The sequence below is a fragment of the Acidovorax sp. SUPP3434 genome (assembly GCF_030159015.1).
Taxonomy (GTDB): domain Bacteria; phylum Pseudomonadota; class Gammaproteobacteria; order Burkholderiales; family Burkholderiaceae_C; genus Paracidovorax.
Genome location: NZ_BQXL01000012.1, coordinates 1 through 22,435, shown reverse-complemented (window position 1 = coordinate 22,435; position 22,435 = coordinate 1). Strand labels below are relative to the sequence as shown.

Annotated in this window: 18 protein-coding genes and 2 tRNA genes; 8 read left to right on the top strand and 12 right to left on the bottom strand. The window is 67.1% G+C overall.

Annotated features, from left to right (window positions below; genetic code table 11):
• Positions 1-19 precede the first annotated feature (19 nt).
• Positions 20-1,117 carry a serine hydrolase gene (locus AVKW3434_RS17515; protein WP_272569464.1) on the top strand — a complete coding sequence of 366 codons (1,098 nt, stop codon included), beginning with the start codon at positions 20-22 and terminating at the stop codon, positions 1,115-1,117.
• 122 nt (positions 1,118-1,239) lie between these two features.
• On the opposite strand, the gene AVKW3434_RS17510 is transcribed toward AVKW3434_RS17515, so the two are convergent.
• From AVKW3434_RS17510 to AVKW3434_RS17480, 7 genes are all read right to left on the bottom strand, one after another.
• Entirely contained in the window at positions 1,240-2,043 is an 804-nt protein-coding gene (locus tag AVKW3434_RS17510) for an IclR family transcriptional regulator (RefSeq protein WP_272569465.1), read from the bottom strand.
• Positions 2,044-2,110: 67 nt separating this feature from the next.
• Complete coding sequence (locus tag AVKW3434_RS17505) at positions 2,111-2,848, bottom strand: arginyltransferase (protein ID WP_284406865.1); 738 nt, start codon at positions 2,846-2,848, stop codon at positions 2,111-2,113.
• Entirely contained in the window at positions 2,845-3,603 is a 759-nt protein-coding gene (gene aat / locus AVKW3434_RS17500; protein ID WP_284406864.1) for a leucyl/phenylalanyl-tRNA--protein transferase, read from the bottom strand. Before aat ends, AVKW3434_RS17505 begins: the two co-directional genes overlap by 4 nt.
• A gap of 198 nt (positions 3,604-3,801) precedes the next feature.
• On the bottom strand, positions 3,802-4,212 hold the full coding sequence (locus AVKW3434_RS17495) for a YgiW/YdeI family stress tolerance OB fold protein (RefSeq protein WP_284406863.1): 411 nt from the start codon (positions 4,210-4,212) through the stop codon (positions 3,802-3,804).
• 226 nt (positions 4,213-4,438) lie between these two features.
• Positions 4,439-4,514, bottom strand: a tRNA-Asn gene (locus tag AVKW3434_RS17490).
• Positions 4,515-4,577: 63 nt separating this feature from the next.
• A tRNA-Asn gene (locus AVKW3434_RS17485) sits at positions 4,578-4,653 on the bottom strand.
• Between the two features lie 92 nt (positions 4,654-4,745).
• Positions 4,746-5,168, bottom strand: a complete 423-nt coding sequence (locus AVKW3434_RS17480; RefSeq protein ID WP_284406862.1) for a YbaN family protein — start codon at positions 5,166-5,168, stop codon at positions 4,746-4,748.
• An 88-nt stretch (positions 5,169-5,256) separates the two neighbouring features.
• Between AVKW3434_RS17480 and def the strand changes: the two genes are divergently transcribed.
• Positions 5,257-5,796, top strand: a complete 540-nt coding sequence (gene def / locus AVKW3434_RS17475; RefSeq protein ID WP_284406860.1) for a peptide deformylase — start codon at positions 5,257-5,259, stop codon at positions 5,794-5,796.
• Between the two features lie 118 nt (positions 5,797-5,914).
• On the opposite strand, the gene AVKW3434_RS17470 is transcribed toward def, so the two are convergent.
• Both AVKW3434_RS17470 and map read right to left on the bottom strand, forming a co-directional pair.
• On the bottom strand, positions 5,915-8,509 hold the full coding sequence (locus tag AVKW3434_RS17470; protein WP_284406859.1) for a [protein-PII] uridylyltransferase: 2,595 nt from the start codon (positions 8,507-8,509) through the stop codon (positions 5,915-5,917).
• Positions 8,510-8,627: 118 nt separating this feature from the next.
• On the bottom strand, positions 8,628-9,443 hold the full coding sequence (gene map, locus AVKW3434_RS17465) for a type I methionyl aminopeptidase (RefSeq protein WP_272569475.1): 816 nt from the start codon (positions 9,441-9,443) through the stop codon (positions 8,628-8,630).
• Between the two features lie 221 nt (positions 9,444-9,664).
• Here map and purL point away from each other — a divergent pair, with 221 nt between their 5' ends.
• Positions 9,665-13,663 carry a phosphoribosylformylglycinamidine synthase gene (gene purL, locus AVKW3434_RS17460; RefSeq protein ID WP_502869112.1) on the top strand — a complete coding sequence of 1,333 codons (3,999 nt, stop codon included), beginning with the start codon at positions 9,665-9,667 and terminating at the stop codon, positions 13,661-13,663.
• A 69-nt stretch (positions 13,664-13,732) separates the two neighbouring features.
• On the opposite strand, the gene AVKW3434_RS17455 is transcribed toward purL, so the two are convergent.
• On the bottom strand, positions 13,733-14,449 hold the full coding sequence (locus AVKW3434_RS17455) for a class I SAM-dependent methyltransferase (RefSeq protein WP_272569477.1): 717 nt from the start codon (positions 14,447-14,449) through the stop codon (positions 13,733-13,735).
• Between the two features lie 236 nt (positions 14,450-14,685).
• On the opposite strand from AVKW3434_RS17455, the gene AVKW3434_RS17450 reads away from it, so the two are divergent.
• Together AVKW3434_RS17450 and AVKW3434_RS17445 are read left to right on the top strand one after the other, a co-directional pair.
• On the top strand, positions 14,686-15,678 hold the full coding sequence (locus AVKW3434_RS17450; protein WP_284406858.1) for a DUF808 domain-containing protein: 993 nt from the start codon (positions 14,686-14,688) through the stop codon (positions 15,676-15,678).
• A 145-nt stretch (positions 15,679-15,823) separates the two neighbouring features.
• A complete protein-coding gene (locus tag AVKW3434_RS17445; RefSeq protein ID WP_284406857.1) occupies positions 15,824-16,420 on the top strand; it encodes an OmpW/AlkL family protein in 597 nt (198 codons plus the stop codon).
• 66 nt (positions 16,421-16,486) lie between these two features.
• On the opposite strand, the gene AVKW3434_RS17440 is transcribed toward AVKW3434_RS17445, so the two are convergent.
• On the bottom strand, positions 16,487-17,515 hold the full coding sequence (locus AVKW3434_RS17440) for a metal-dependent hydrolase (protein WP_284406856.1): 1,029 nt from the start codon (positions 17,513-17,515) through the stop codon (positions 16,487-16,489).
• Between the two features lie 323 nt (positions 17,516-17,838).
• Between AVKW3434_RS17440 and egtD the strand changes: the two genes are divergently transcribed.
• Both egtD and egtB read left to right on the top strand, forming a co-directional pair.
• Positions 17,839-18,753, top strand: a complete 915-nt coding sequence (egtD, locus tag AVKW3434_RS17435) for an L-histidine N(alpha)-methyltransferase (protein ID WP_284406855.1) — start codon at positions 17,839-17,841, stop codon at positions 18,751-18,753.
• Entirely contained in the window at positions 18,750-20,081 is a 1,332-nt protein-coding gene (gene egtB, locus AVKW3434_RS17430; protein WP_284406854.1) for an ergothioneine biosynthesis protein EgtB, read from the top strand. Before egtD ends, egtB begins: the two co-directional genes overlap by 4 nt.
• A gap of 119 nt (positions 20,082-20,200) precedes the next feature.
• Here egtB and AVKW3434_RS17425 read toward each other — a convergent pair whose 3' ends face one another.
• Complete coding sequence (locus tag AVKW3434_RS17425) at positions 20,201-21,487, bottom strand: O-acetylhomoserine aminocarboxypropyltransferase/cysteine synthase family protein (protein WP_284406853.1); 1,287 nt, start codon at positions 21,485-21,487, stop codon at positions 20,201-20,203.
• A gap of 527 nt (positions 21,488-22,014) precedes the next feature.
• Between AVKW3434_RS17425 and AVKW3434_RS17420 the strand changes: the two genes are divergently transcribed.
• On the top strand, positions 22,015-22,435 hold a 421-nt coding region (locus AVKW3434_RS17420), incomplete at its 3' end, for a contractile injection system protein, VgrG/Pvc8 family (protein WP_284406852.1).

Here is a 22,435-nt window from a genome sequence, read left to right as displayed (position 1 = left end):
TACCGCTTGGAGCATTCTGATGCACGTACGCCCTCGCGCTTCTTCTCGTTTTTTTCGCACCGTCGCATTCCTTGCGATGAGCATTGCGCTCACGGCCACCTCGGTGCACGCGGCAGAGCGAAAGAAGGTGCAGGTCAAGAAGCAGGCTGCATCCTCGACGGCCAAACAGCGTCCTGTGGCACGCTCTGCCACGGTGGTTTCTCGCAAAGCCGTGACCCGTGTCAAGGCCACCACCCGCGCATCCGCGCGCAGCGTCAAGGCCGCCACGCGCATGGTGGCCGTCCCTGAAAAACTGTCCTTCGGGCAAGTCGCAGGCCTGCATTCACTCACCGACCCCCTGGATTTGAAGTCCAGCGTGGCCTTGGTGATCGACCAGGAGACCAACGAAGTCCTGCTGAGCAAGAACGACCATGCCGTTCTGCCGATTGCATCGCTGACCAAATTGATGACCGGGCTGCTCGTATCGCAGGCCCACTTGCCGATGGATGAGCCCATCACCATCACGCAAGACGATGTGGATACCGAGAAGTTCAGCAGTTCCCGCTTGGCCGTGGGCACGACCCTCACGCGGGGCGAGATGATGCATCTGGCCCTCATGTCCAGCGAAAACCGGGCAGCCCATGCCCTGGGCCGCACCTTCCCCGGCGGGCTGGAGGCTTTCGTTGCGCAGATGAACGCGAAGGCGAAGCTGCTGGGCATGACGGATACCCGCTATGTGGAGCCCACGGGCCTGTCCAGCCATAACCAGTCCAGTGCCCGCGATCTGGCCACCTTGGTGAACATTGCCCATGGCGATCCCATGCTGCGCGAACTCACCACGTCTCCCAGCTATGAAGTGGCCGTGGGGCGCCGCACGCTGCAGTACAACAACACCAATCGACTCGTGAAAAGCCCGGCTTGGGACATCGGCCTTCAGAAGACGGGCTATATCTCCGAAGCGGGTCGTTGCTTGGTGATGCAGGCCCAGATATCGGGCCGCAAGCTGATCATGGTTTTCCTGGACTCGGCAGGCAAGTTCAGCCGCCTGGGTGATGCCGAGCGCGTGCGCAACTGGGTGGAAAAACTGCCTTCCATTGGCGGTGCGCCCACTCTGCACGCCATCGGCACGAAGCCTTGACGCTGCTGGCCTCGCCTGTTTTGAATGGCAGGGCTTGAGATTGGAGAGGCGAAAGACCAAGGCGATCCGACCCCTTTGAAAAACGCGCATTGCTTGCAATGCGCGTTTTTTCTTCGGGCTCGCTAGGGTGCAGCTGATTTGTCGCGCCGGTTGGTGGAATAGCCCAAGGCCTGGGAAATTTCGCTGGCAGTCGCCTGGAGCTTGGGCAGCCAGTTCTCATCCAGTCGATCCGCGGGCGCGGAGATCGAAAGGCCTGCGACCAGATGGGCCTGGTCGTCATACACGCCCGCTGCCATGCAGCGCACGCCGAGTTCGAGTTCCTCGTTGTCTCGCGCAATGCCGTATTGGCGGGCTTTGCCCAGTTCGCGCTCCAGGACCGGAAGCTGTGTGATGCTGTTGCGGGTGTGCCCCGACAGACCGGTGCGCATCGCATATGCCCTCACCCGTTGTGGATCGTCTGCGGCCAGAAACAGTTTCCCCGTCGACGTCAGGTGCAGCGGCGCTCGACCACCGATGGCCCGGACCACCTGCATGCCGGAGCGTTCACTGTAGGCACGCTCGACATACACGATCTCATCGCCCTGGCGCATGCTCAGATTGACGGGCTGCTGAATCAGCTTGTGCAGGTTGCGCATCGGGGTCAACGCCGCATCGCGCACGCTCAGGCGCGCTTTCACCAAGTTGCCCAATTCCAGCAAACGCATGCCGAGGCGGTAGCTGCCGGATTCCGGGCGGTCCACAAAACGGCCAATGGTCAGGTCGTTCAGGATGCGGTGGGCCGTGGAAGGGTGCAGTCCGGTCTTCTCGCTGATTTCCTTGAGGGAAATCGCTTCCTCGCGCGAGGTGAGCACGTCGATGAGTGCAAACATGCGCTCCAGCACCTGGACGCTGGGTTTGGCAGGCGCGCCGGCATCGTCTTTTTTCATGGTGATGTGTGTTGACGAGAAGCGCGCATTTTATCTTGTGAAATGCAGAGCGACCGTCTTCACCACCTCAGGGCGCGAGTCTCCATTCGCCATCGATCCGCAACTCGTGGGGCAGGAAGCGCGCCTTGTAGTTCATCTTCGGGCTCTCTTCGATCCAGTAGCCCAGGTAGACATAGGGCAGATCCAGGGTGCGCGCCTGCTCGATTTGCCAAAGCACGTTGTAGGTGCCGTAGCTGCAGCCGGGGTCGGGTTCGTAAAACGTGTACACGGCCGACAACCCGTCATCCAGCACGTCCAGGATCGATACCATCCGCAATGCACCGGGCGTACCGTCCACATCGGGTTCGCGGAACTCCACCAGCCGGGAGTTGACCCGGCTCTGCAGCAGGAACTGGGTGTACTGGTCGATGCTGTCGTGGTCCATGCCGCCACCGCAGTGGCGCAGGTTCTGGTAGCGCAGATAAAGCTGATAGTGCTCGGGCACGTAGCCCAGGCGCAGGACGCGTGCCTGCAGAGTGCCGTGCTTCGCCCACGCGCGGCGCTGGCTGCGATCGGGCTTGAAGGATTGGGTCAGCACGCGCAACGGCGTGCATGCCTGGCAGCCATCGCAGTAGGGGCGGTAGGTGAACATGCCGCTGCGGCGAAACCCCCGCGCCACCAAGTCCGAATACACGTCGTTCTGGATCAGGTGGCTGGGCGTGGCAACCTGCGAGCGCGCCTGCCGTGCAGGCAGGTAGCTGCATGGATAAGGCGCGGTGGCGTAGAACTGCAAGGTGTGCAGCGGCAGATCGTTGAGTTGCGTCATCCCGGGTTCCCGGTAGGGTGCATCAGCGCAGTCCAGTATACGGGCTCGAATTTCCAGGAAACCGGTGCTTCCTGGGAGGCCTTTGCCACGTGGTCGAGGAACCGGGCGCGGTCTATTTCATGGGCGCCGAAGGATGCCAGATGGGCCGTGTTCTGCTGGCAGTCTATGAGCGCCACGCCGTGGTGCCGGCACAAGCAGACGAAAGCTGAGAGCGCGACCTTGGATGCATCGGTGGCGTGGGCGAACATCGATTCGCCAAAAACAGCCTTGCCCAGCGCAATGAAGTACAGCCCGCCGACGAGCCTGCCGTCGACCCACGTTTCCACACTGTGCGCAAAGCCGGCGGCGTGGAATGCACGATAGGCGTTCACCATCTGCGGCACGATCCAGGTGCCGTTCTGGCCCGACCTTGGCGTGCCGGCACAGGCCTTGATGACCGCGCCGAAGTCATGGTCCACGCGGATTTCGCACTGGGGCGAGAGGCGGAATTTCTGCAAGGTGCGGCGCAGTGACCGGTGCAGCCGAAATTCCGCCATGGGCAGCACCATGCGGGGATCGGGGCTCCACCAGAGCACGGGTTGCCCAGGGCTGAACCACGGAAAAATGCCTCGCTGGTAGGCACTTTTCAACTGGGCGACGCTGAGATTCCCACCAGCGGCCAGCAGTCCCGGGGCCGCGGATTCGCTGCCCCAGCTGAGCGCCACGCTGGGAAATTTGTCGCCGGGTTGCAGCCAAGGCAAATGATCGTCAGCCATGCACAGGGAAGAATGGAGGAAGCAACGCATTGTCGCCGAGTGCGCAGGGCTGCGGGAGGCCTTCGGATCGGTTCGGCGGAGACTGCTTGTATGGAGTCGATCCGAGCTTGCCTTGAGCGGGCGATGGCAAAAAGGCCATCCCCGCGGATGGCCTTTCGCTGGGGCGAGTGGCGGCGCTCGGGCCCCAGCTTTATCCGATCAGGGAATCAGGCGAACCTGCTCCACCTCGAACTCCATTTTGCGAATGCCTTTGTCGACCTCTCCCACCAGTTCCACCCGCTGCTGGGCACTGATGGGTTGGCCTGCCGGAAAGCGTTTGTCCGAAATCTCGACGGGCATGCGGCCGCTGTCGTCTGCGAAGGTGTAGTTTTTGCCGCCGTCGTGGGACACGATGTGGCCTTGCAGGCGGACGTGCTGGTCGTCCGTGGCGGTGTCGAGCAGTTGCTTGACCGTCATCGTGGGCACCGAGGTGGGCCCGGTGTAGCCGCTGCCGGCTGCCGGTGCTGCAGCACGTTCGCCTGTGGTGGGGCCGGTGTACTGCGCCATGGCCGGTGCGGCGGCGCCCAGCAGGCCGAGGGTGAGAACGAGCGCGGTGGTGGTTTTCTGCATGGCTTCACTCCTTTGGGGTGGTTGAATGGCCTGCGGGTTGGGTGACCCGCGGCAAGGAACCACAGAGGATGCCGAAGCGGCAGAGGGCGGGGTGTAGGCGATGGCCGGACGGCCGATTCGGTTGATGTCGGCAATACTTGGCCAAAAAGTCACGGGACCGGCAGACAACAAAAAAGCCCGCTATCGATGAAATAGCGGGCTTTTGTACAGCCTGGAAGGCTGTCAATGGCTCCTCGACCTGGGCTCGAACCAGGGACCTACGGATTAACAGTCCGGCGCTCTACCGACTGAGCTATCGAGGAATATTCGGTATCTGACTAGCGATGTAAAAGGCCCTGCGTACACATGCAAGGCCTTGATGATCTTGGCTCCTCGACCTGGGCTCGAACCAGGGACCTACGGATTAACAGTCCGGCGCTCTACCGACTGAGCTATCGAGGAACAAGACTTAGATTATATACACAAAAAGTGAGCAAATTCGAAGAACTGCGGCTGCCTGATGGATCGGGTTGCAGGTTGCTTCCCATGGGCCCTCAACGGGCCGGCTCCGGCCGCTGCCACAGCCAGGCGAGCACGCACGCCATGCACAGCGAAGCGCTGATGGCAACCCAGCGGGGTGCGTGGCTGAAGATGAGCACGGTCGCCGCGAGCGCCATGAGGATGCTGGCGCTCCACTTGGCGCGGCGGCTCACCTGGCCGCCGTTGGCCCAGTCGCGCAGCATGGGGCCGAAAAGCGGATGGCGCCACAGCCACGCGTGCAGCCGGGGCGAACTGCGAGCCGCTGCCCAGCCGGCCATGAGGATGAACACCGTGGTCGGCAGGCCGGGCACGAAGATGCCGATGATGCCGGTCACCAGGCTCAGCACCGCAAAGCACAGCAGCAGCCAGCGCACCGGCAGGGGCAGCGGGGCAGGGCGGGGTGGCGGCGGTGGCAAAGGCGCTGGCGGGGGCGGCATGCCTGGATTGTGCCTGCGGCATGGGGTTGGTCGGCGAGCTATGCTGCGGGCACTTCGACGCTGACCGTCGGCCCTTCTTTTCATTCCCATGACCGTTCAAAACATTCTCAAGATGGGCGATCCGCGCCTGCTGCGCGTGGCCCAGCCCGTGACCGAGTTCGATACCGACGCGCTGCACCTGCTGGTGCGCGACATGCTGGACACCATGGAGGCCGTCAATGGCGCCGGCCTGGCCGCGCCGCAGATCGGCGTGGATCTGCAATTGGTGATCTTCGGCTCGGACCGCAAGAACCCCCGCTACCCCGACCGACCCCTGGTGCCGCGCACCGTGTTGCTCAACCCGCAGATCACTCCGCTGGGCGACGAGGAGGAAGAGGACTGGGAAGGGTGCCTGTCCGTTCCCGGCCTGCGCGGCAAGGTGCCGCGCTGGTCCCGCATCCGCTACCAGGGCCTGGACCCGTATGGCGACCCGATCGACCGCACGGCGGAGGGGTTCCATGCGCGCGTGGTGCAGCACGAATGCGACCACCTGATCGGCAAGCTCTACCCGATGCGGGTGCGCGATTTCTCCCAGTTCGGCTACACCGAGGTGCTGTTTCCCGAGCTCGCCGACGCGGAAGACGACTGACGGACCAGGCAAGCGTTGCCTCGGAAAAGATGAATGGAATTGGCCGCCAGCGCAAACAATACTAGGGCGTCGTGCTATCAAATAGGTAGCATCGGATGCGATGGATCCCGGTGGCCCTTCACTCGGACAACGCGTTCAGCAGTTCGGTCTCGATCTGTATCTGCCGTGCGTTGCTTTGCAGTTCCGGGCCGTGCACGAGGAAGGTGTCTTCCACCCGCTCGCCCAGGGTGCTGACCTTGGCCAGCTGCACGCTCAGGTGGTGGCGCGAAAGGATGCGCGCCACCAGGTAGAGCAGGCCCGCCCTGTCGCTGGCGGAGATGTTGATGAGCCAGCGCTGGGCTTTCTCGTCGGGGCGCAGCGTGACGCGCGGGGCCACGGGAAAGCTCTTCACGCGGCGCGAGACGCGCTTGCGCGCCGGCTCGGGCAGGCCCGCGGTTTCGTCCTCGATCGCGCGGGCCAGATCGCTCTCCACCATGTGCGTGAGTTCGCGGTAATGCCCGGCCTGCTCCGAGGCCACGACCTGGAACGTGTCGAGCGCGCAGCCATCGTGCGCGGTGTGCACCCGCGCATCGAGGATGCTGAAGCCCGCCCGGTCGAAATAGCCGCAGATGCAGGCGAAGAGGTCGGGCTGGTCGGGCGCGTACACCGCCACCTGCAGGCCTTCGCCCGCCAGCGACTGCCGCGCGCGGACCACCGTGCGGCCGGTGCCCACGTAGCGCGAGAGATGGCGCGTGTGCCAGGCGATGTCGGCGGCTTCGTGCCGCATGAAATAGCCCACGTCCAGCGTGTCCCACAGCTTCTTGTGCGCCTCGAACGGCTGGGCCTGCAGCGCCAGCATGACCATGGCTTCGCGCTTGCGGGCCTCGATTTCGGCGGCGGCATTGGGGGCGTGGCCGCCCAGGGCGCGCAGCGTGGCGCGGTACAGGTCTTCCAGCAGCTTGCCCTTCCACGCGTTCCAGACCTTGGGGCTGGTGCCGCGGATGTCCGCCACGGTGAGCAGGTACAGCGCGGTGAGGCGGCGCTCGCTGCCCACGCGCTGGGCGAAAGCGCCGATCACGTCCGGATCGGACAGGTCCTGCTTTTGCGCGACCTGGCTCATGGCCAGGTGCTCGCGCACCAGGAACTCGACCAGCGCCGCGTCTTCCTCGTCCACGCCGTGCTGGCGGCAGAAGTGGCGCACTTCCTCGGCGCCGATCTTGGAGTGGTCGCCGCCGCGGCCCTTGCCGATGTCGTGGAACAGCGCCGCCAGGTACAGCAGCCACGGCTTGTCCCAGCCGCCGGCCAGCTGCGAGCAGAACGGGTATTCATGCGCATGCTCGGCCATGAAGAAGCGGCGCACGTTGCGCAGCACCATCAGGATGTGCTGGTCCACGGTGTAGACGTGAAACAGGTCGTGCTGCATCTGGCCCACGATGCGGCGAAACGGCCAGAGGTAGCGGCCCAGCACCGAGGTCTGGTTCATGAGCCGCATCGCGTGCGTGATGCCCGAGGGCTGCCGCAGGATCTTCATGAAGGTCGCGCGGTTGACCGGGTCGCGGCGGAAGGCGCTGTCCATCGCCCCGCGGGCGTTGTAGAGCGCGCGCAGCGTGCGCACCGACAGGTCCTTCAGCCCCAGCGTGGTTTCGTAGAGCAGGAAGGTTTCCAGGATGGCGTGGGGGTTCTTCTCGTACAGGTCGTCGCTGGCCACTTCGACGAGGCCGGCCTTTTCGAAGAAGCGGTCGTTGATGCGGTGCAGCTCGTGCGTGGAGGGGCTCAGGCGCTCCTCGATGTTCAGCAGCAGGATCTGGCTGAGCTGTGACACGGCCTTGGCCGCCCAGTAATAGCGGCGCATGAGGGTTTCGCTCGCGCGCATGGCCAGGCGCTTGCCGTCGGGCGAGTGGGAGCGGTAGCCGAACGATTCGGCCACGGCGGTCTGCAGGTCGAACACCAGCCGGTCCTCGTGGCGGCCCGCCACGGTGTGGAGCCGCGCGCGGATGAGGAACAGCACGGCCTCGTTGCGCTCGATCTGGGCCACCTCGAACGGCGTGGCCATGCCGTTGGCGGCCAGTTCGCGCCAGTCGCGTCCCAGGCCGGCTGCGCGGGCGACCCACAGCACCGTCTGCAGGTCGCGCAGGCCGCCGGGTGATTCCTTGCAGTTGGGCTCCAGCGAGTAGGGCGTGTTCTCGTACTTGGTGTGGCGCTGGCGCATCTCCAGCGTCTTGGCGATGAGGAAGTCCTGCGCGTCCATCTGCGCGTCGTAGCGCTGCTGGAATGCGGCGAACAGCGGCGAGCTGCCGCAGACGCGGCGGGCTTCGAGCAGCGAGGTCTGCACGGTCACGTCGGCCGCGGATTCGGTCAGGCACTCGGCCACCGTGCGCACGCTGGAGCCGATCTCCAGGCCGGCGTCCCAGCAGCTGCCGATGAACGATTCGATGCACGTGGACAAGGCGCAGCCGGCCCCGGGCGTGGCGCCGTCCGGCAGCAGGACGAGCACATCGACGTCGGAATGGGGAAAGAGCTGCGCCCGGCCGTAGCCCCCCACGGCCACCAGCGCCAGGTCGTCCGGCATGCCGGCGCGCTGCCACAGCTGGCGCAGCAGGCGGTCCGCCAGGGTGGAGAGCTTGTGCAGCAGGGTGCGAACGCCGCGCGTGGAGGCGCCCGTGGATTGCAGCGACGCGAGCAGGGTGGCCTTGTCTTGGCGGTAGGCGTCGCGCAGGATTTGCAGGTCGGTCATGGACGGCGGCAGGGTGGCGGGTGCGGGTGGGGCAACGGAGCGGTGGGCAGGTTAGCACCAGACAAGCAAGAACCGTGCGCTCGGCCGCCGCGCGGCCGGCCCGCGCGCCGTGTTCCGGTCAGGTCTTCGTGGCGGTCACGAAGGCCGGCAGCGGTGGCGATCCGGCCGACAGGGTGAGGACTTCGTAGCCGGTCTCGGTCACCAGCACGGTATGCTCCCACTGCGCCGACAGGCTGCGATCCTTGGTCACGATGGTCCAGCCGTCGTTGCCGAATTCCTTCACCTCGCGGCGGCCGGCGTTCAGCATGGGCTCGATGGTGAAGGTCATGCCGGGCAGCAGCTCATCCAGCGTGCCGGGGTAGCCGTAGTGCAGCACCTGGGGCTCTTCGTGGAATTTCTGGCCGATGCCGTGGCCGCAGAACTCGCGCACCACCGACAGGCCGTGGCCCTCGGCGTACTTCTGGATGGCGTGGCCGATGTCCCCCAGGCGGGCGCCGGGCTTGACGCGCTGGATGCCGATCCACATGGCGTCGAAGGTGAGGCTGCACAGGCGCTTGGCGGCGATGGAGACGTCGCCGATCAGGTACATGCGGCTGTTGTCGCCGTACCAGCCGTCCTTGGTGATGACGGTGACGTCCACATTCATGATGTCGCCCTTCTTCAGGGGCTTGTCGTTCGGGATGCCGTGGCAGACCACGTTGTTGATCGACGTGCACAGCGACTTGGGGTAGGGCGGATAGCCCGGCGGCTGGTAGCCGATGGTGGCGGAGATGGTGCCCTGCTGCGCCATGCATTCGGCCGCGAGGCGGTCGATTTCGTTCGTGGTGATGCCAGGCTGGATGTGGGGCGCGATGTAGTCCAGCACTTCCGAAGCCAGTCGGCATGCCTCTCGCATGCCGGCGATGCCTTCGGCGTCTTTGATGGTGATGCTCATGGGGCCAATTATCCCATCCGCGCTTGGCCGATGCGGGCCACGCGGGCGAAGGCCTCGTCGGCGATGCGATCCGCCCCCGGTAAAATGCCGGGCTCAGCATTCTCCGCACCCTGCCCAGCCGGCCCCAGTCAGCGGCCGGCGGTCCAGGGTGGGGCCGCACCTTTTCCATCACCCAACAGGCCGCCGAAGTGATCTCGCCGACATCGTCCACGAAGCCCTCCTTGCACCTCAGCACGTTCGAAGGCGGCAACGCCCTCAGCGCCTTCCGCATGCGCCAGCTGCTGCCCGCGCTGCAGGCCATCCACGATCGCATCACGGGCATCGCCGCCCGCTTCGTGCACCTGGTGGCCACCGACGCGGCGCCCACCCCGGCCGAAAGCGGCCGCTTCGCCGCGCTGCTGACCTATGGGGACCCCTACGGCGGCCCGGCCGATGGCCCGGCCATCGTTGTCACGCCGCGCCTGGGCACGGTCTCGCCCTGGGCGTCGAAGGCGACCGACATCGCGCACAACTGCGGCCTGGCGCTGCGCCGCGTGGAGCGCATCACCGAGTACCGCCTCTCGCTCAAATCAGGCCTGCTGGGCGGCACGCCCACGCTGACCGACGCGCAGCGCGGCCAGATCGCCGCGCTGCTGCACGACCGCATGACCGAGTCGGTGGTGTGGGACCGCTCGGGCGCCGAGGCCCTGTTCACCGAGCTGCCGGCCGCGCCGATGGAATTCGTCGATGTGCTGGGCGGCGGGCGCGCGGCGGTCGAGGCGGCCAACGCCCAGTGGGGCCTGGCGCTGGCCGACGACGAGATCGACTACCTGGTCAATGCCTTCCAGGGCCTGGCGCGCAACCCCACCGACGTGGAACTGATGATGTTCGCGCAGGCCAACAGCGAGCACTGCCGCCACAAGATCTTCAACGCGCAGTTCACCATCGACGGCGAGAAGCAGGACAAGAGCCTGTTCGCCATGATCCGCAACACCCACCAGCTGGCGCCCCAGCACACGGTGGTGGCGTATTCGGACAACGCCTCGGTTATGGAAGGCACGCGTGTCGAGCGGTTTTTGGCAAAAATGCCCGCCAGTGCAAATTCCACTAGGGCAGTGTGCTATGAAAAGAGTAGCGTCACGAACCACATCCTGATGAAGGTGGAAACGCACAACCACCCCACGGCCATTTCGCCGTTCCCCGGCGCTTCCACCGGCGCGGGCGGTGAGATCCGCGACGAGGGCGCCACCGGCCGCGGCTCCAAGCCCAAGGCGGGCATGACCGGCTTCACGGTGTCCAAGCTCTGGGGCGGCGAGTTCGGCAAGCCCGAGCACATCGCCAGCCCGTTGCAGATCATGGTGGAAGGCCCCCTGGGCGGCGCGGCGTTCAACAACGAGTTCGGCCGGCCCAACCTGCTGGGCTATTTCCGCGAGTACGAGCAGTCGGTGGGCGGCGTGGACCGGGGCTACCACAAGCCCATCATGATCGCCGGCGGCCTGGGCACCATCGATGCGGGCCTCACGCAGAAGATCGAATTCCCGGCCGGCTCGCTCCTGATCCAGCTGGGCGGCCCGGGCATGCGCATCGGCATGGGCGGCAGCGCGGCCAGTTCCATGGCCACGGGCGCGAACGCGGCGGAACTCGATTTCGACTCCGTGCAGCGCGGCAACCCCGAGATCGAGCGCCGCGCGCAGGAGGTCATCAACCACTGCTGGGCGCAGGGTGCGGCCAACCCCATCCTGGCGATCCATGACGTGGGCGCGGGCGGGCTGTCCAATGCCTTTCCCGAGTTGACCAACGACGCCGGCCGGGGCGCGCACTTCGACCTGCGCGCGGTGCAGCTCGAAGAGTCGGGCCTGGCCCCGAAAGAGATCTGGTCCAACGAAAGCCAGGAGCGCTACGTGCTGGCGATCGCGCCGCAATCGCTGGAGCAGTTCCGCGCGTTCTGCGAGCGCGAGCGCTGCCCGTTCGCCGTGATCGGCACCGCCACCGAGCACCGCCAGCTGGTGCTGGAGGACACGGCCGCCACCGGCAATCAGAAGCTGCCGGTGGACATGCCCATGGAAGTGCTGCTGGGCAAGCCGCCCAAGATGCACCGCGACGTGAAGACGGTGCAGCGCGAATTCGCGCCCATCGACCTCACGGGCGTGGCGCTGCAAAAGGCGGTGATCGACGTGCTGGCGCACCCCACGGTGGCGAGCAAGCGCTTTCTCATCACCATCGGCGACCGCACGGTGGGCGGCTTGTCGCACCGCGACCAGATGGTGGGCCCCTGGCAGGTGCCGGTGGCCGACTGCGCCGTCACGCTGGCCGACTTCCAGGGCTTTGCCGGCGAGGCCATGAGCATGGGCGAGCGCACGCCGCTGGCCGCCATCGACGCGCCCGCCTCGGGCCGCATGGCCGTGGCCGAGGCCATCACCAATCTGCTGGCCGCGCCCATCGAACTGCCGCGCGTGAAGCTCTCCGCCAACTGGATGGCCGCCTGCGGCGAGCCCGGCGAGGATGCCGCGCTGTACGCCACCGTGAAGGCCGTGGGCATGGAGCTGTGCCCGGCGCTGGGCATTTCGATCCCGGTGGGCAAGGATTCGCTGTCCATGCGCACCCAGTGGAGGGATGAAAGCGGTGCGAAGAAGGTCACATCCCCCGTGAGCCTGATCGTCAGCGCCTTCGCCACGCTGGCCGACGTGCGCGGCACGCTGACGCCGCAACTGGACGCGGCGGAGGACGACACCACGCTGGTGCTGATCGACCTGGGCCATGGTAAGGCCCGCATGGGCGGCAGTATCCTGGGCCAGGTGCTGGGCCAGAGCGGCGACGTGGCGCCCGACCTGGACGACGCGCAGGACCTGGTGCGCCTGGTCGATGCCGTGAACGCGCTGCGCGCCAAGTGCCAGATCCTCGCCTATCACGACCGCAGCGACGGCGGCCTGCTGGCCGCGGTGGCCGAGATGGCCTTCGCCGGCCATGTGGGCGTGGCGCTGAACGTCGATCTGCTCGTGACCGAGGGCGACGGCATCAGCGACAGCCGCATGGAGACGGGCGACGCCAAGAACTGGGCCTCGCAGGTGAGCGCGCGCCGCGAGGAGCTGACGCTCAAGGCGCTGTTCAACGAGGAACTGGGCGTGGTGCTGCAGGTGCGCACCGCCGAGCGCAACGAGGTCATGCAGACCCTGCGCGAGCACGGCCTGTCCCGGTCCAGCCACTTCATCGGCAAGACGCGGCCTGCCTCGTCCACCATGGACGCCGGCAAGGGCGAGTTGCAGGTGTGGCGCGATGCCAAGAGCGTGTTCAGCGCCAGCCTGTCCGACCTGCACCAGGTGTGGGACGCGGTGAGCTGGAAGATCACGCAGCAGCGCGACAACCCGGCCACGGCCGATGCCGAGCATGCCGCCGCAGGCGTGCCCAATGATCCGGGCCTGCACGTGGCGCTCACGTTCGATCCGGCCGAGGACGTGGCCGCGCCGTTCCTGAACCTCGCGCGGCCGAAGGTCGCCATCCTGCGCGAGCAGGGGGTCAACTCGCACATCGAGATGGCCTACGCCTTCACCGAGGCGGGCTTTGAGGCCTACGACGTGCACATGACCGACCTGCAGACCGGCCGCGCGCAGCTGTCGGACTTCGCCGGCGTGGTGGCTTGCGGCGGCTTCAGCTACGGCGACACGCTGGGCGCGGGCATCGGCTGGGCGCGTTCGATCACGTTCAACCCGGTGCTGTCGGAGCAGTTCCAGGGCTTCTTCGGCCGCAAGGACACCTTCGGCCTGGGCGTGTGCAACGGCTGCCAGATGTTCGCCGAGCTGGCCGACATCATTCCCGGCGCCGAGGCCTGGCCGCGCTTCACCACCAACCAGAGCGAGCGCTTCGAGGCGCGGCTGTCGCTGGTGGAGGTGCTGGAATCGCCCAGCCTGTTCTTCGCCGGCATGGCGGGCAGCCGCCTGCCGATCGCCGTGGCGCACGGCGAGGGCTACGCCAACTTCAAGTACCGCGGCGACCCGGCCCAGGCCATCGCCGCCATGCGGTATGTGGACCACCATGGCGCGGCCACCGAGCAGTACCCGTTCAACCCCAACGGCAGCGCGGGCGGCCTCACGGCGGTGACCACGGCCGATGGGCGCTTCACGGCCATGATGCCGCACGCCGAACGCGTGTTCCGCAACGTGCAGATGAGCTGGACCAGCGGCGACCGCAACGCGCTGAGCCCGTGGATGCGCATCTGGCGCAATGCGCGCCGCTGGGTGGGCTGAGGAAGCCGAAGAGCCGGGAGCGCGTCCGGCGCGCTCCGGCGGCCGGTGCCCTCGGGCCGTCTTCGGCGTTCAGGTGCGGCGGTACACCAGCAGCCTGCCTTTGTAGGCGGGCGCATCGTCCAGCGCGGCGCGGTCCAGCCGCTCTTCGCGCAGGCCGAAGCCCTGCGCGGCCATCTGCTTGCTGAAGGCGGCGCGGTTGCCCCGGTCCGGGTCCACGATCCAGACCTGGGCCGCAGGGCCCGCGTGCAGGTCGATGAAATGCGCGAGGCTGGCGCGGGCGTCGCGTTCGTACAGCAGGTCGCTGCCCATGATGAGGTCGAACAGCCCGTGCACCGGGCCGCCGTGCGCCTGCGCGAGCGGACTCTCGTCCTGCTGCGGCGGGCCCAGCGCTTCGCCGCTGCCCCACTGGCCCTGGCGGTACTTCATGGTGCCCATGCCGTTCAGGCGCAGGTTCTCGCGCAGGAAGGTGCCGGCCAGCGGGTGGCAGTCGCTCGCGGTCACGTCGGCGCCTTGCCGGTGGCACACCAGGCTGGCCAGCGCCAGGCCGCAGCCCAGCTCCAGGATGCGCTCGCCCGCCTGCACGGGCCGCGCCGCCATGCGCGCGGCCAGTTGCGCGCCCGAGGGCCACAGCAGGCCGAAGAGGGGCCAGGCGGCGGAGGAGATGCCCAGGGTTTCGGCGTCGCCGAGGGGGTCGGAAAACTGCTGGCGGTCCAGCAGGGAGCGGATGACGAGGTCGTCGACGCCGGCGATGGCGATGTTTTCTTGCTTGGTCAGGTAGCCTGGCATGCTGCGGGAGCGAGAGCCCGCGTGCAGGACCCCGATATCGGTGGGAAGGCCGTCAGTATGCGCCTTGCACCGACACGGACCCATCGCAGGGCGTTGCTATAGTGGGCGCCGCCTGGGCGATGGGCGCCTGGTTTTTCGGCCGGCATGCCCGGCCCGCGTGGCGCTCCCGGGGCCTTGCCGCCTCTCGCGCCGTGGCCCACGGACCCGCTCCCTCCCTCGATTTTTTAAGGATTCCCATGGCCGGTGCCAGCCTTTTGACGCTGCTCGACGATATCGCCACCGTTCTGGACGACGTGGCCCTGATGACCAAGGTCGCTGCCAAGAAGAGTGCCGCCATGGCCGATGACGTGTCCGTCATGACCAAGGTGGCGGCGCAGAAAACGGCCGGCGTGCTGGGCGACGATCTGGCGCTCAATGCCCAGCAGGTCACGGGCGTGCGCGCCGAGCGCGAGATTCCGGTGGTCTGGGCGGTGGCCAAGGGCTCGCTCGTCAACAAGACCATCCTGGTGCCGGCCGCGCTGCTGATCAGCGCCTTCATCCCCTGGGCGGTGACGCCGCTGCTCATGGTGGGCGGCGCGTTCCTGTGCTTCGAGGGCGCGGAGAAGCTGGCGCACCGGTTCCTGCCCCACGGCGATGCCCCTAAGGAAGAGGCGGGCCGCGAGGCGCATGCCCTGGCCAACGCCAACCCGGCGGTGGACATCGCCGCCTTCGAGAAGGACAAGGTCAAGGGCGCGGTGCGCACCGACTTCATCTTGTCCGCCGAGATCATCGCCATCACGCTGGGCACGGTCGCCAGCGCCCCGTTCGGGCAGCAGGTGGCCGTGCTGGCCGGCATCGCGCTCATCATGACGGTGGGCGTGTACGGCCTGGTGGCCGGCATCGTCAAGCTGGACGACCTGGGCCTGTGGCTCACCCGCAAGACGGGGCGCGCCGCGCAGGCGCTGGGCCGCGGCATCGTGGCCGCCGCGCCCTGGTTGATGAAGGTGCTCTCGGTCGCCGGCACGGCCGCCATGTTCCTCGTGGGCGGCGGCATTCTGGTGCATGGCGTGCCCGTTGTCCACCACGCGGTCGAGGGCCTGGCCGCATCGGCGGCCCAGTGGCCGGCGGGCGGCCTGTGGCGCGTGCTGGTGCCCAACCTGCTCAATGCGGTGGTGGGCATCGTGGCCGGTGCCGCCGTGCTGGCTGTGGTCACGCTGGTGCAGCGCATGCGGGGCAAGGGCGCGCACTGAGAGCGGGGAGAAGAGGGCGCTTTCACGCCCTCGCGGCCCGCGGCACAACCTGCCGGCGGTTTGATCCATGGCAAGGCCGCCCGGGCCGTTTGCCGGCCCAATGCATGCACGGGGGTCGTCCCCGTTCAACGCATCGAGTTTCCGTATGAAAAAAAACCTGCTGGCCCTGGCCGTGCTGTGCGCATTGACCTCCGGCGCCGCCTTCGCGCAAACGGCGGAAGGCCCCTGGCTCGTTCGTGCGCGTGCCGTGAACCTGGATTCCTCCAACAAGGACAGCACCGGCCTGGGCCTGTCGATCAACGACAAGACGCTGCCTGAAGTCGACATCTCCTATTTCTTCAACCGCAACATCGCCGCCGAGCTGGTGCTGACCGTGCCCCAGAAGCAGCGGCTGTCCTCCAGCGCCCTGGACGCGCAGATCGGCACGCTCAAGCACCTGCCGCCTTCGCTGATGCTGCAGTACCACTTCGACACCGCGGGCTTTCGTCCCTACGTGGGCGCGGGCGTGAACTACACGCGGTTTTCCAGCGTGCGCCTGCCCGCCGGCGTGAGCATCGACAAGAGCAGCTGGGGCGGCGCCCTGCAGGTCGGCGTGGACATTCCCCTCACCAAGAACCTGGTGCTGAACTTCGACGTGAAGAAGGTCTACATCCAGACCGACGTGTTCGCAGCCGGTGCCAAGCTGGGCACCTTCAAGATCGATCCCGTGCTGGCCGGCGTGGGCCTGGGCTGGCGGTTCTGACCGCGGGCCGCGGGTGTGGCCACTGACAGACTGGTGGGGAAAGCCGGCGCGTGGCGCCGGCTTTTTTCATGGGGCCGTGCCGGCACCGAACGGCCCCGAGCCGCCCGCATGCCCCCACATGCGCCGCCACAGCGCGGCGAGGGCCGTGCCGATGTCCGGGCGCTGTCCGCGCAGCGCCACCTCGGGCTGGCCGGCATCCAGCTGCGCGGGCGTGCCGAGATCGAACTGGAAGCTGTAGTCGGGCTCCTGTCCCATGCGCAGATCGGTCACGAAGACGCGGCCGTCCCGCGAACGCATGCGATAAAAGCCGTGGCTGAAGCGCGCCACCCGCTGCACGTCCGGCACGGTCCCGTAGCGCTGGATCAGCGGGGCCCCGCGCTCGTGCACCGTCCATTGCATGGGCCTGTTGCCGTCGGCCAGGGCGTAGAAGCCTTCGGCATATTGGGTGGGCGTGACCGCCACCACCCGCCACAGCAGGGTGTTGAACGGGGTGGGCGTCACCAGCACCGTCTGCACCGGCAGGCCCTGCGTGCGCAGGGAGGCCATGGCCACGCCGGTGACATGCTGCTGCACGCCCACGCTCCACGCCAGGTAGAGCGTGCTGAGCGCCAGGCCCCAACGGTTCCAGCGGGCCCCGACCGGCGGGCCGCTCGCCAGCGCGGCGGCCACGCCGACGATCAGCGGCACGGTGTACAGCGGGTCGATGATGAAGATGCTGCCCACCCCGTACGGGTGGCTGGTGAACGGTTTCCACAGCTGGGTGCCGTACACCGTCATGCCATCCAGCAGCGGGTGGGTGATGAGCGCGAGCCACATCGCCAGCCACCACCTTCGCCAGCCGGCCTGCTCGCCATGCAGGCGGGCCACGAGCGCGCCCAGGGGCAGCGAGAAGAGGCTGAGGTACAGCAGGGCATGGCTTTCTGCCCGGTGCTCGACCATGTTGGCGATGGCATTGCCGTGGTCGATGAACGCGTCCAGGTCCGGCAGCGTGCCGGCCACCGCACCCCACAGCGCGGCTTTCCAGGGGGCGGTGCGCCGGCCCATCACGGCGAGCGAAACGGCGGAACCAAGGGCGATCTGGGTCAGGGAATCCATGGCAGCGAAGCAGGCCGTGGTAGCCGGCCGGTGGTGTCGACCGGCAGAGTTTGGCCCAGCCGCGCCTATGCGCCCCGGGGCCTTCGAAAAAACCGTGCGGTGGCGGGGACGATGGCGGTGCGTGTCCCAGAAAGCGCAGCCGATGTGCTGCCCGATGGCGCTGATGGATTTGCGGACGTGTCCTACATCCGGGTGGCGGGGCGTCTGTAATGCTCTGTTACATGGCCGTTTCAGGTTGCCGAAGAGCGATTGGAGACGGCCATGCGTTGCAGCCGCGCCTTCCCCGGTGCGCCGCGATCCGACAGACCCATCCCCCGAGCGACATGAACACACCGCACCACGACATCCTCCAGGGGTTGGCCCGCCGTCCCGCGTGCATTTCCCCCAAGTATTTCTACGACCAGCGGGGCTCCCAGCTGTTCGAGGAGATCACCCGATTGCCCGAGTACTACCCCACCCGCACCGAGCACGCGCTGATGCGGGCGCACGGCGACGACATCGCCCGCGCCGTGGGGCAGGGCGGCACCGTCATCGAACTGGGCGCCGGCAACTGCGAGAAGGCGCGCACGCTGTGCCGCCTGCTGCAGCCCGAGCGGTTCGTGGGCGTGGACATCTCGGCGGACTTCCTGCGCGAGGGCGTGGCCCGCCTGTGCAGCGACCTGCCCGCACTGCAGGCCCATGCGGTGGCGGGCGATCTGACCCGTCCCATCCAACTGCCGCCGGACATTCCCCGCGCACGCCGCGTGGTGTTCTACCCCGGCTCGTCGATCGGCAATTTCGACCCGCCCCAGGCGCTGGAACTGCTGTCGCGCATGCGTGCGCTGGTGGATGCCGACGGCGCGCTGCTGATCGGCATCGACCTGCCCAAGGACGTGGACGTGCTGCAGGCGGCCTACGACGATGCCGCCGGCGTCACGGCCGCGTTCAACCGCAACGTACTGGCCCATGTGAACCGGCTCATCGGCAGCGATTTCACGCCCGAGGCGTGGGAGCACCGGGCGTTCTTCAACGGGGAGCAGTCGCGCATTGAAATGCACCTGGAGGCCCGCGACGGTGCGCAGGTGCGCTGGCCCGGCGGAGGGCGCGACTTTGCCGCGGGCGAGCGCATCCACACCGAGAACAGCTACAAATACAGCCTCACGGCCTTCCAGGCGCTGCTGGCGCGCGCGGGTTTTTCGCGCGCGCAGGCCTGGACGGACGAGCGGGGCTGGTTCGCCGTGGTGCATGCCCAGCCATGAACTTCGCCACCCGCTCCCCCCATGCCGTGGCGCCCTGCACGCTGAGCGCCCGCTACGCCGAGGTGCGCCGCGCCTCCATGGCCCTGGCGCTGCCGCTGTCCGACGAGGATTGCTGCGCGCAATCCATGCCCGACGCCAGCCCGGTGAAATGGCACCTGGCGCACACCACCTGGTTCTTCGAGACCTTCATCCTGGAGCCGAACGAGCCCGGTTTCGCGCCGTTCCACCCCGCCTTCCGGGTGATCTTCAATTCCTACTACAACGGCGTGGGCGACAAGCACCCGCGGCCGCAGCGCGGCCTGCTCACCCGGCCCGCACTGCCGCAGGTGCTGGCCTACCGGGCCGACGTGGACGGCCGCATGTCGCGCCTGATGGCCGAGCGGCCGGACGACGCCGCGCTGGCGGCCCTGGTCGAACTGGGCCTGCAGCACGAGCAGCAGCACCAGGAACTGATCCTCACCGACGTCAAGCACCTGCTGTCGTGCAGTCCGCTGTGGCCGGCTTACCGCCTGCCGGGGCATGCGCAAGCGCAGTCGCAGCAGCAGGCCCAGCCCTCACCGGCCGGCGGCGTCCCGCTGGCCTGGCAGCCCTTTGCCGGTGGCGTGTGTGAGATCGGCCATCCGGGCGGGGACCGGGGCGGCTTCGCCTTCGACAACGAGGGGCCGCGCCATCGCGTGTACCTGCAGCCGTTCGAGCTGGCCAACCGGCCGGTGACCACCGCTGAATACCTGGCGTTCGTCGAGGACGGCGGCTACCAGGAGTCCGCCCACTGGCTGGCCGAGGGCTGGGACTGGGTGCGGGCGCAGCAGCTGTCGCACCCCATCTACTGGCAACGCCAGGGCGCGGCCTGGTACGAGTTCACCCTGGCCGGACCGCGCCCGCTCCAACCCCACGCACCCGCGGTGCACCTGTCGTATTACGAGGCCGACGCCTATGCGCGCTGGGCCGGCGCGCGCCTGCCCACCGAGGCCGAATGGGAGGTGGCGGCCACCTCCCAGGGCGTGCAGGGGGCGAACGCTGCCAGCGGCCACTTTGCCGACAGCGGCGCACTGCACCCGCGGCCGGCTTCGGATGCCGGCCGGGGTTTGGTGCAACTATTCGGCGACGTGTGGGAGTGGACTCAGTCCAGCTACGCCGCCTACCCCGGTTTCCGCGTGGCCGAGGGCGCGGTGGGCGAGTACAACGGCAAGTTCATGGTCAACCAATACGTGCTGCGCGGCGGCTCGTGCGCGACGCCCGCCGGGCATGTGCGGGCGACGTACCGCAACTTCTTTCCCGCCACCGCGCGCTGGCAGTTCTCGGGGCTGCGGCTGGCGCGGGATCTGTGACGGGATTGATTTGCTATTGAATTAATAGCGTAATGCCCTAGTGCTGATTGCTCTGGAGGCCAAAAAGACAATGAATCGCGTGGGGGCGGCCGCAGTCCGCCGCCCCGACCGTGCGGCGGTCACACCGCCTGCAACGCCTGCGCCAGGTCGGCCTGCAGGTCCTCGATGTGCTCGATCCCCACGGACAGCCGCACCATGCCTTCCGTGACGCCGGCCTTGGCCAGCTCGCCGGCATCGAGCTGGCGGTGCGTGGTCGACGCGGGGTGCGTGGCCAGCGAGCGGGCGTCGCCGATGTTCACCAGGCGCGTGAAGAGCTGCAGCGCATCCAGGAAGCGCGCACCCGCCGCACGCGGGTCCGTGCCTTCTTCCGAGCGCAGGCTGAACGACAGGATGCCCGACGCCCGCCCGCCCAGCTGGCGCTGCACCAGCGCGTGGTCCGGATGGTCCGGCAACCCGGCGTAGCGCACCCACTCCACCTTGGGATGGCCTTGCAGCGAGCGCGCAATGGCCAGCGTGTTCTCGCAGATGCGGTCCATGCGCAGCGCGAGCGTCTCGATGCCCTGCAGGATCAGGAACGCGTTCTGCGGGGCCAGGGCCGCGCCGGTGTTGCGCAGCGGCACTACGCGCGCGCGGCCGATGAAGGCCGCCTCGCCCAGTGCCTCGGTGTAGACCACGCCGTGGTAGCTCACATCGGGCTCGTTCAGGCGGGGAAAGCGCGCCTTGTGCTTCGCCCAGGGGAACTTGCCGCTGTCCACGATGGCGCCGCCCACGCTGTTGCCGTGGCCGCCCAGGTACTTGGTGAGCGAATGCACCACGATGTCGGCGCCGTGTTCGATGGGGCGCAGCAGGTAGGGGCTGGGCACCGTGTTGTCCACGATGAGCGGCACGCCATGGTCGTGCGCCACCCGGGCCAGGGCCGCGATGTCGGTCACGTTGCCCAGCGGGTTGCCGATGGATTCGATGAAGATGGCTTTGGTGCGCGCGTCGATGTGCTGCGCGAAGCTGGCCGGATCGCGTGGATCGGCGAACCGCGTGGTGATGCCCTGCTGCGGTAGCGTGTGGGCGAAGAGGTTGTAGGTGCCGCCGTAGAGCGTGCTGGCCGAGACGATGTTGTCGCCGGCTTCGGCGATGGTCTGGATCGCGTAGGTGATGGCTGCCATGCCCGAGGCCACGGCCAGCGCGGCGATGCCACCCTCCAGCGCCGCGACGCGCTTTTCCAGCACGTCGTTGGTCGGATTCATGATGCGCGTGTAGATGTTGCCCTGCACCTTGAGGTCGAACAGGTCGGCGCCGTGCTGGGCGCTGTCGAAGGCATAGGCCACCGTCTGGTAGATGGGCACGGCCACCGCCTTGGTGGTGGGGTCGGGCGACTGTCCGGCATGGACGGCGAGGGTTTCGATCCGCATGGGTTGTCTCTTTCTGGGGGTGACGGGAACAGAGTGCGTGAAGCGCAGGCAAGGCCTGCGCAACGCGGTGCGGGCCATTCTTGCACCGCGTGCCCGGCGTCCGAACAACGCATTGGCTATGTGCTTATTTCGGCCAACAAAAGGGTGTCAGCGTTCGCATGGCGGGCACAGTTTTGAGTTCGGGCAGCCACCGTGTGCGAAACGCGTCCGGTACTCTGGAATTATTTTCACCATAAGCATGGCAGGCAAAAACCGATTCCTGACGAAAGGTCGGCAAGGGGCCGATATGGGTAATGGTTTGGACTGTGTGATTATGCGGTTGACATTGGAGTCAATGCCAGATCAGCATGGTTGACCCTTGACATTCGGCGGTCGTTAATCCGATCAGATAACCTGAAAAAATTCATTTCATCTTGAAACAAAAAATACGCATAGAAAATACTTATTACCTCTTTTGAAAAGGCGATAGGTCGCCATCATCCGCGCCACTAAATCAAGAGAGGGAGCGGTCCAAAGACCGTCAGCCAATGACACGCCGCGTCACGATCCAAACGCCATTGGGAGAACAGCTGCAGTTTCGCCGCCTGCAGGGCAAGGAATCCTTGAGCGAGCTGTTTGCGTTGGATGTGGATCTGCTGAGCGAGAGCAAGGCCCTCGACCCCAAGGCGTTGCTGGGCAAGCACGCCACGGTGGAAGTGGAGACCGAAGGCGGCGGTCGGCGCTACCTGGACGGCATCGTCACCCGGTTCGGGCTGCAGGGCGAAGACCACCGGTATTACTCCTACCGGCTGCGCCTGCAGCCCTGGCTGTGGCTGGCCACGCGCAAGAGCGACTTCAAGATATTCCAGAACAAGACCGTTCCCGACATCATCGAAGAGGTGCTCGGCAAATACGGCCACCCCCTGCAAAAGCGGCTCACGCGGGCCTATCGCAGCTGGGACTACTGCG

What these genes read in the sequence shown, in the direction of transcription:
- AVKW3434_RS17505 (WP_284406865.1), bottom strand. Translation starts at nt 2,848, where the DNA reads ATGACGCAACTCAACGATCTGCCGCTGCACACCTTGCAGTTCTACGCC.
- egtD (WP_284406855.1), top strand. Translation starts at nt 17,839, where the DNA reads ATGAACACACCGCACCACGACATCCTCCAGGGGTTGGCCCGCCGTCCC.
- AVKW3434_RS17510 (WP_272569465.1), bottom strand. Translation starts at nt 2,043, where the DNA reads ATGAAAAAAGACGATGCCGGCGCGCCTGCCAAACCCAGCGTCCAGGTG.
- AVKW3434_RS17425 (WP_284406853.1), bottom strand. Translation starts at nt 21,487, where the DNA reads ATGCGGATCGAAACCCTCGCCGTCCATGCCGGACAGTCGCCCGACCCC.
- def (WP_284406860.1), top strand. Translation starts at nt 5,257, where the DNA reads ATGACCGTTCAAAACATTCTCAAGATGGGCGATCCGCGCCTGCTGCGC.
- AVKW3434_RS17440 (WP_284406856.1), bottom strand. Translation starts at nt 17,515, where the DNA reads ATGGATTCCCTGACCCAGATCGCCCTTGGTTCCGCCGTTTCGCTCGCC.
- AVKW3434_RS17480 (WP_284406862.1), bottom strand. Translation starts at nt 5,168, where the DNA reads ATGCCGCCCCCGCCAGCGCCTTTGCCACCGCCGCCACCCCGCCCTGCC.
- AVKW3434_RS17470 (WP_284406859.1), bottom strand. Translation starts at nt 8,509, where the DNA reads ATGACCGACCTGCAAATCCTGCGCGACGCCTACCGCCAAGACAAGGCC.
- egtB (WP_284406854.1), top strand. Translation starts at nt 18,750, where the DNA reads ATGAACTTCGCCACCCGCTCCCCCCATGCCGTGGCGCCCTGCACGCTG.
- AVKW3434_RS17515 (WP_272569464.1), top strand. Translation starts at nt 20, where the DNA reads ATGCACGTACGCCCTCGCGCTTCTTCTCGTTTTTTTCGCACCGTCGCA.
- AVKW3434_RS17450 (WP_284406858.1), top strand. Translation starts at nt 14,686, where the DNA reads ATGGCCGGTGCCAGCCTTTTGACGCTGCTCGACGATATCGCCACCGTT.
- AVKW3434_RS17455 (WP_272569477.1), bottom strand. Translation starts at nt 14,449, where the DNA reads ATGCCAGGCTACCTGACCAAGCAAGAAAACATCGCCATCGCCGGCGTC.
- map (WP_272569475.1), bottom strand. Translation starts at nt 9,443, where the DNA reads ATGAGCATCACCATCAAAGACGCCGAAGGCATCGCCGGCATGCGAGAG.
- aat (WP_284406864.1), bottom strand. Translation starts at nt 3,603, where the DNA reads ATGGCTGACGATCATTTGCCTTGGCTGCAACCCGGCGACAAATTTCCC.
- AVKW3434_RS17445 (WP_284406857.1), top strand. Translation starts at nt 15,824, where the DNA reads ATGAAAAAAAACCTGCTGGCCCTGGCCGTGCTGTGCGCATTGACCTCC.
- AVKW3434_RS17495 (WP_284406863.1), bottom strand. Translation starts at nt 4,212, where the DNA reads ATGCAGAAAACCACCACCGCGCTCGTTCTCACCCTCGGCCTGCTGGGC.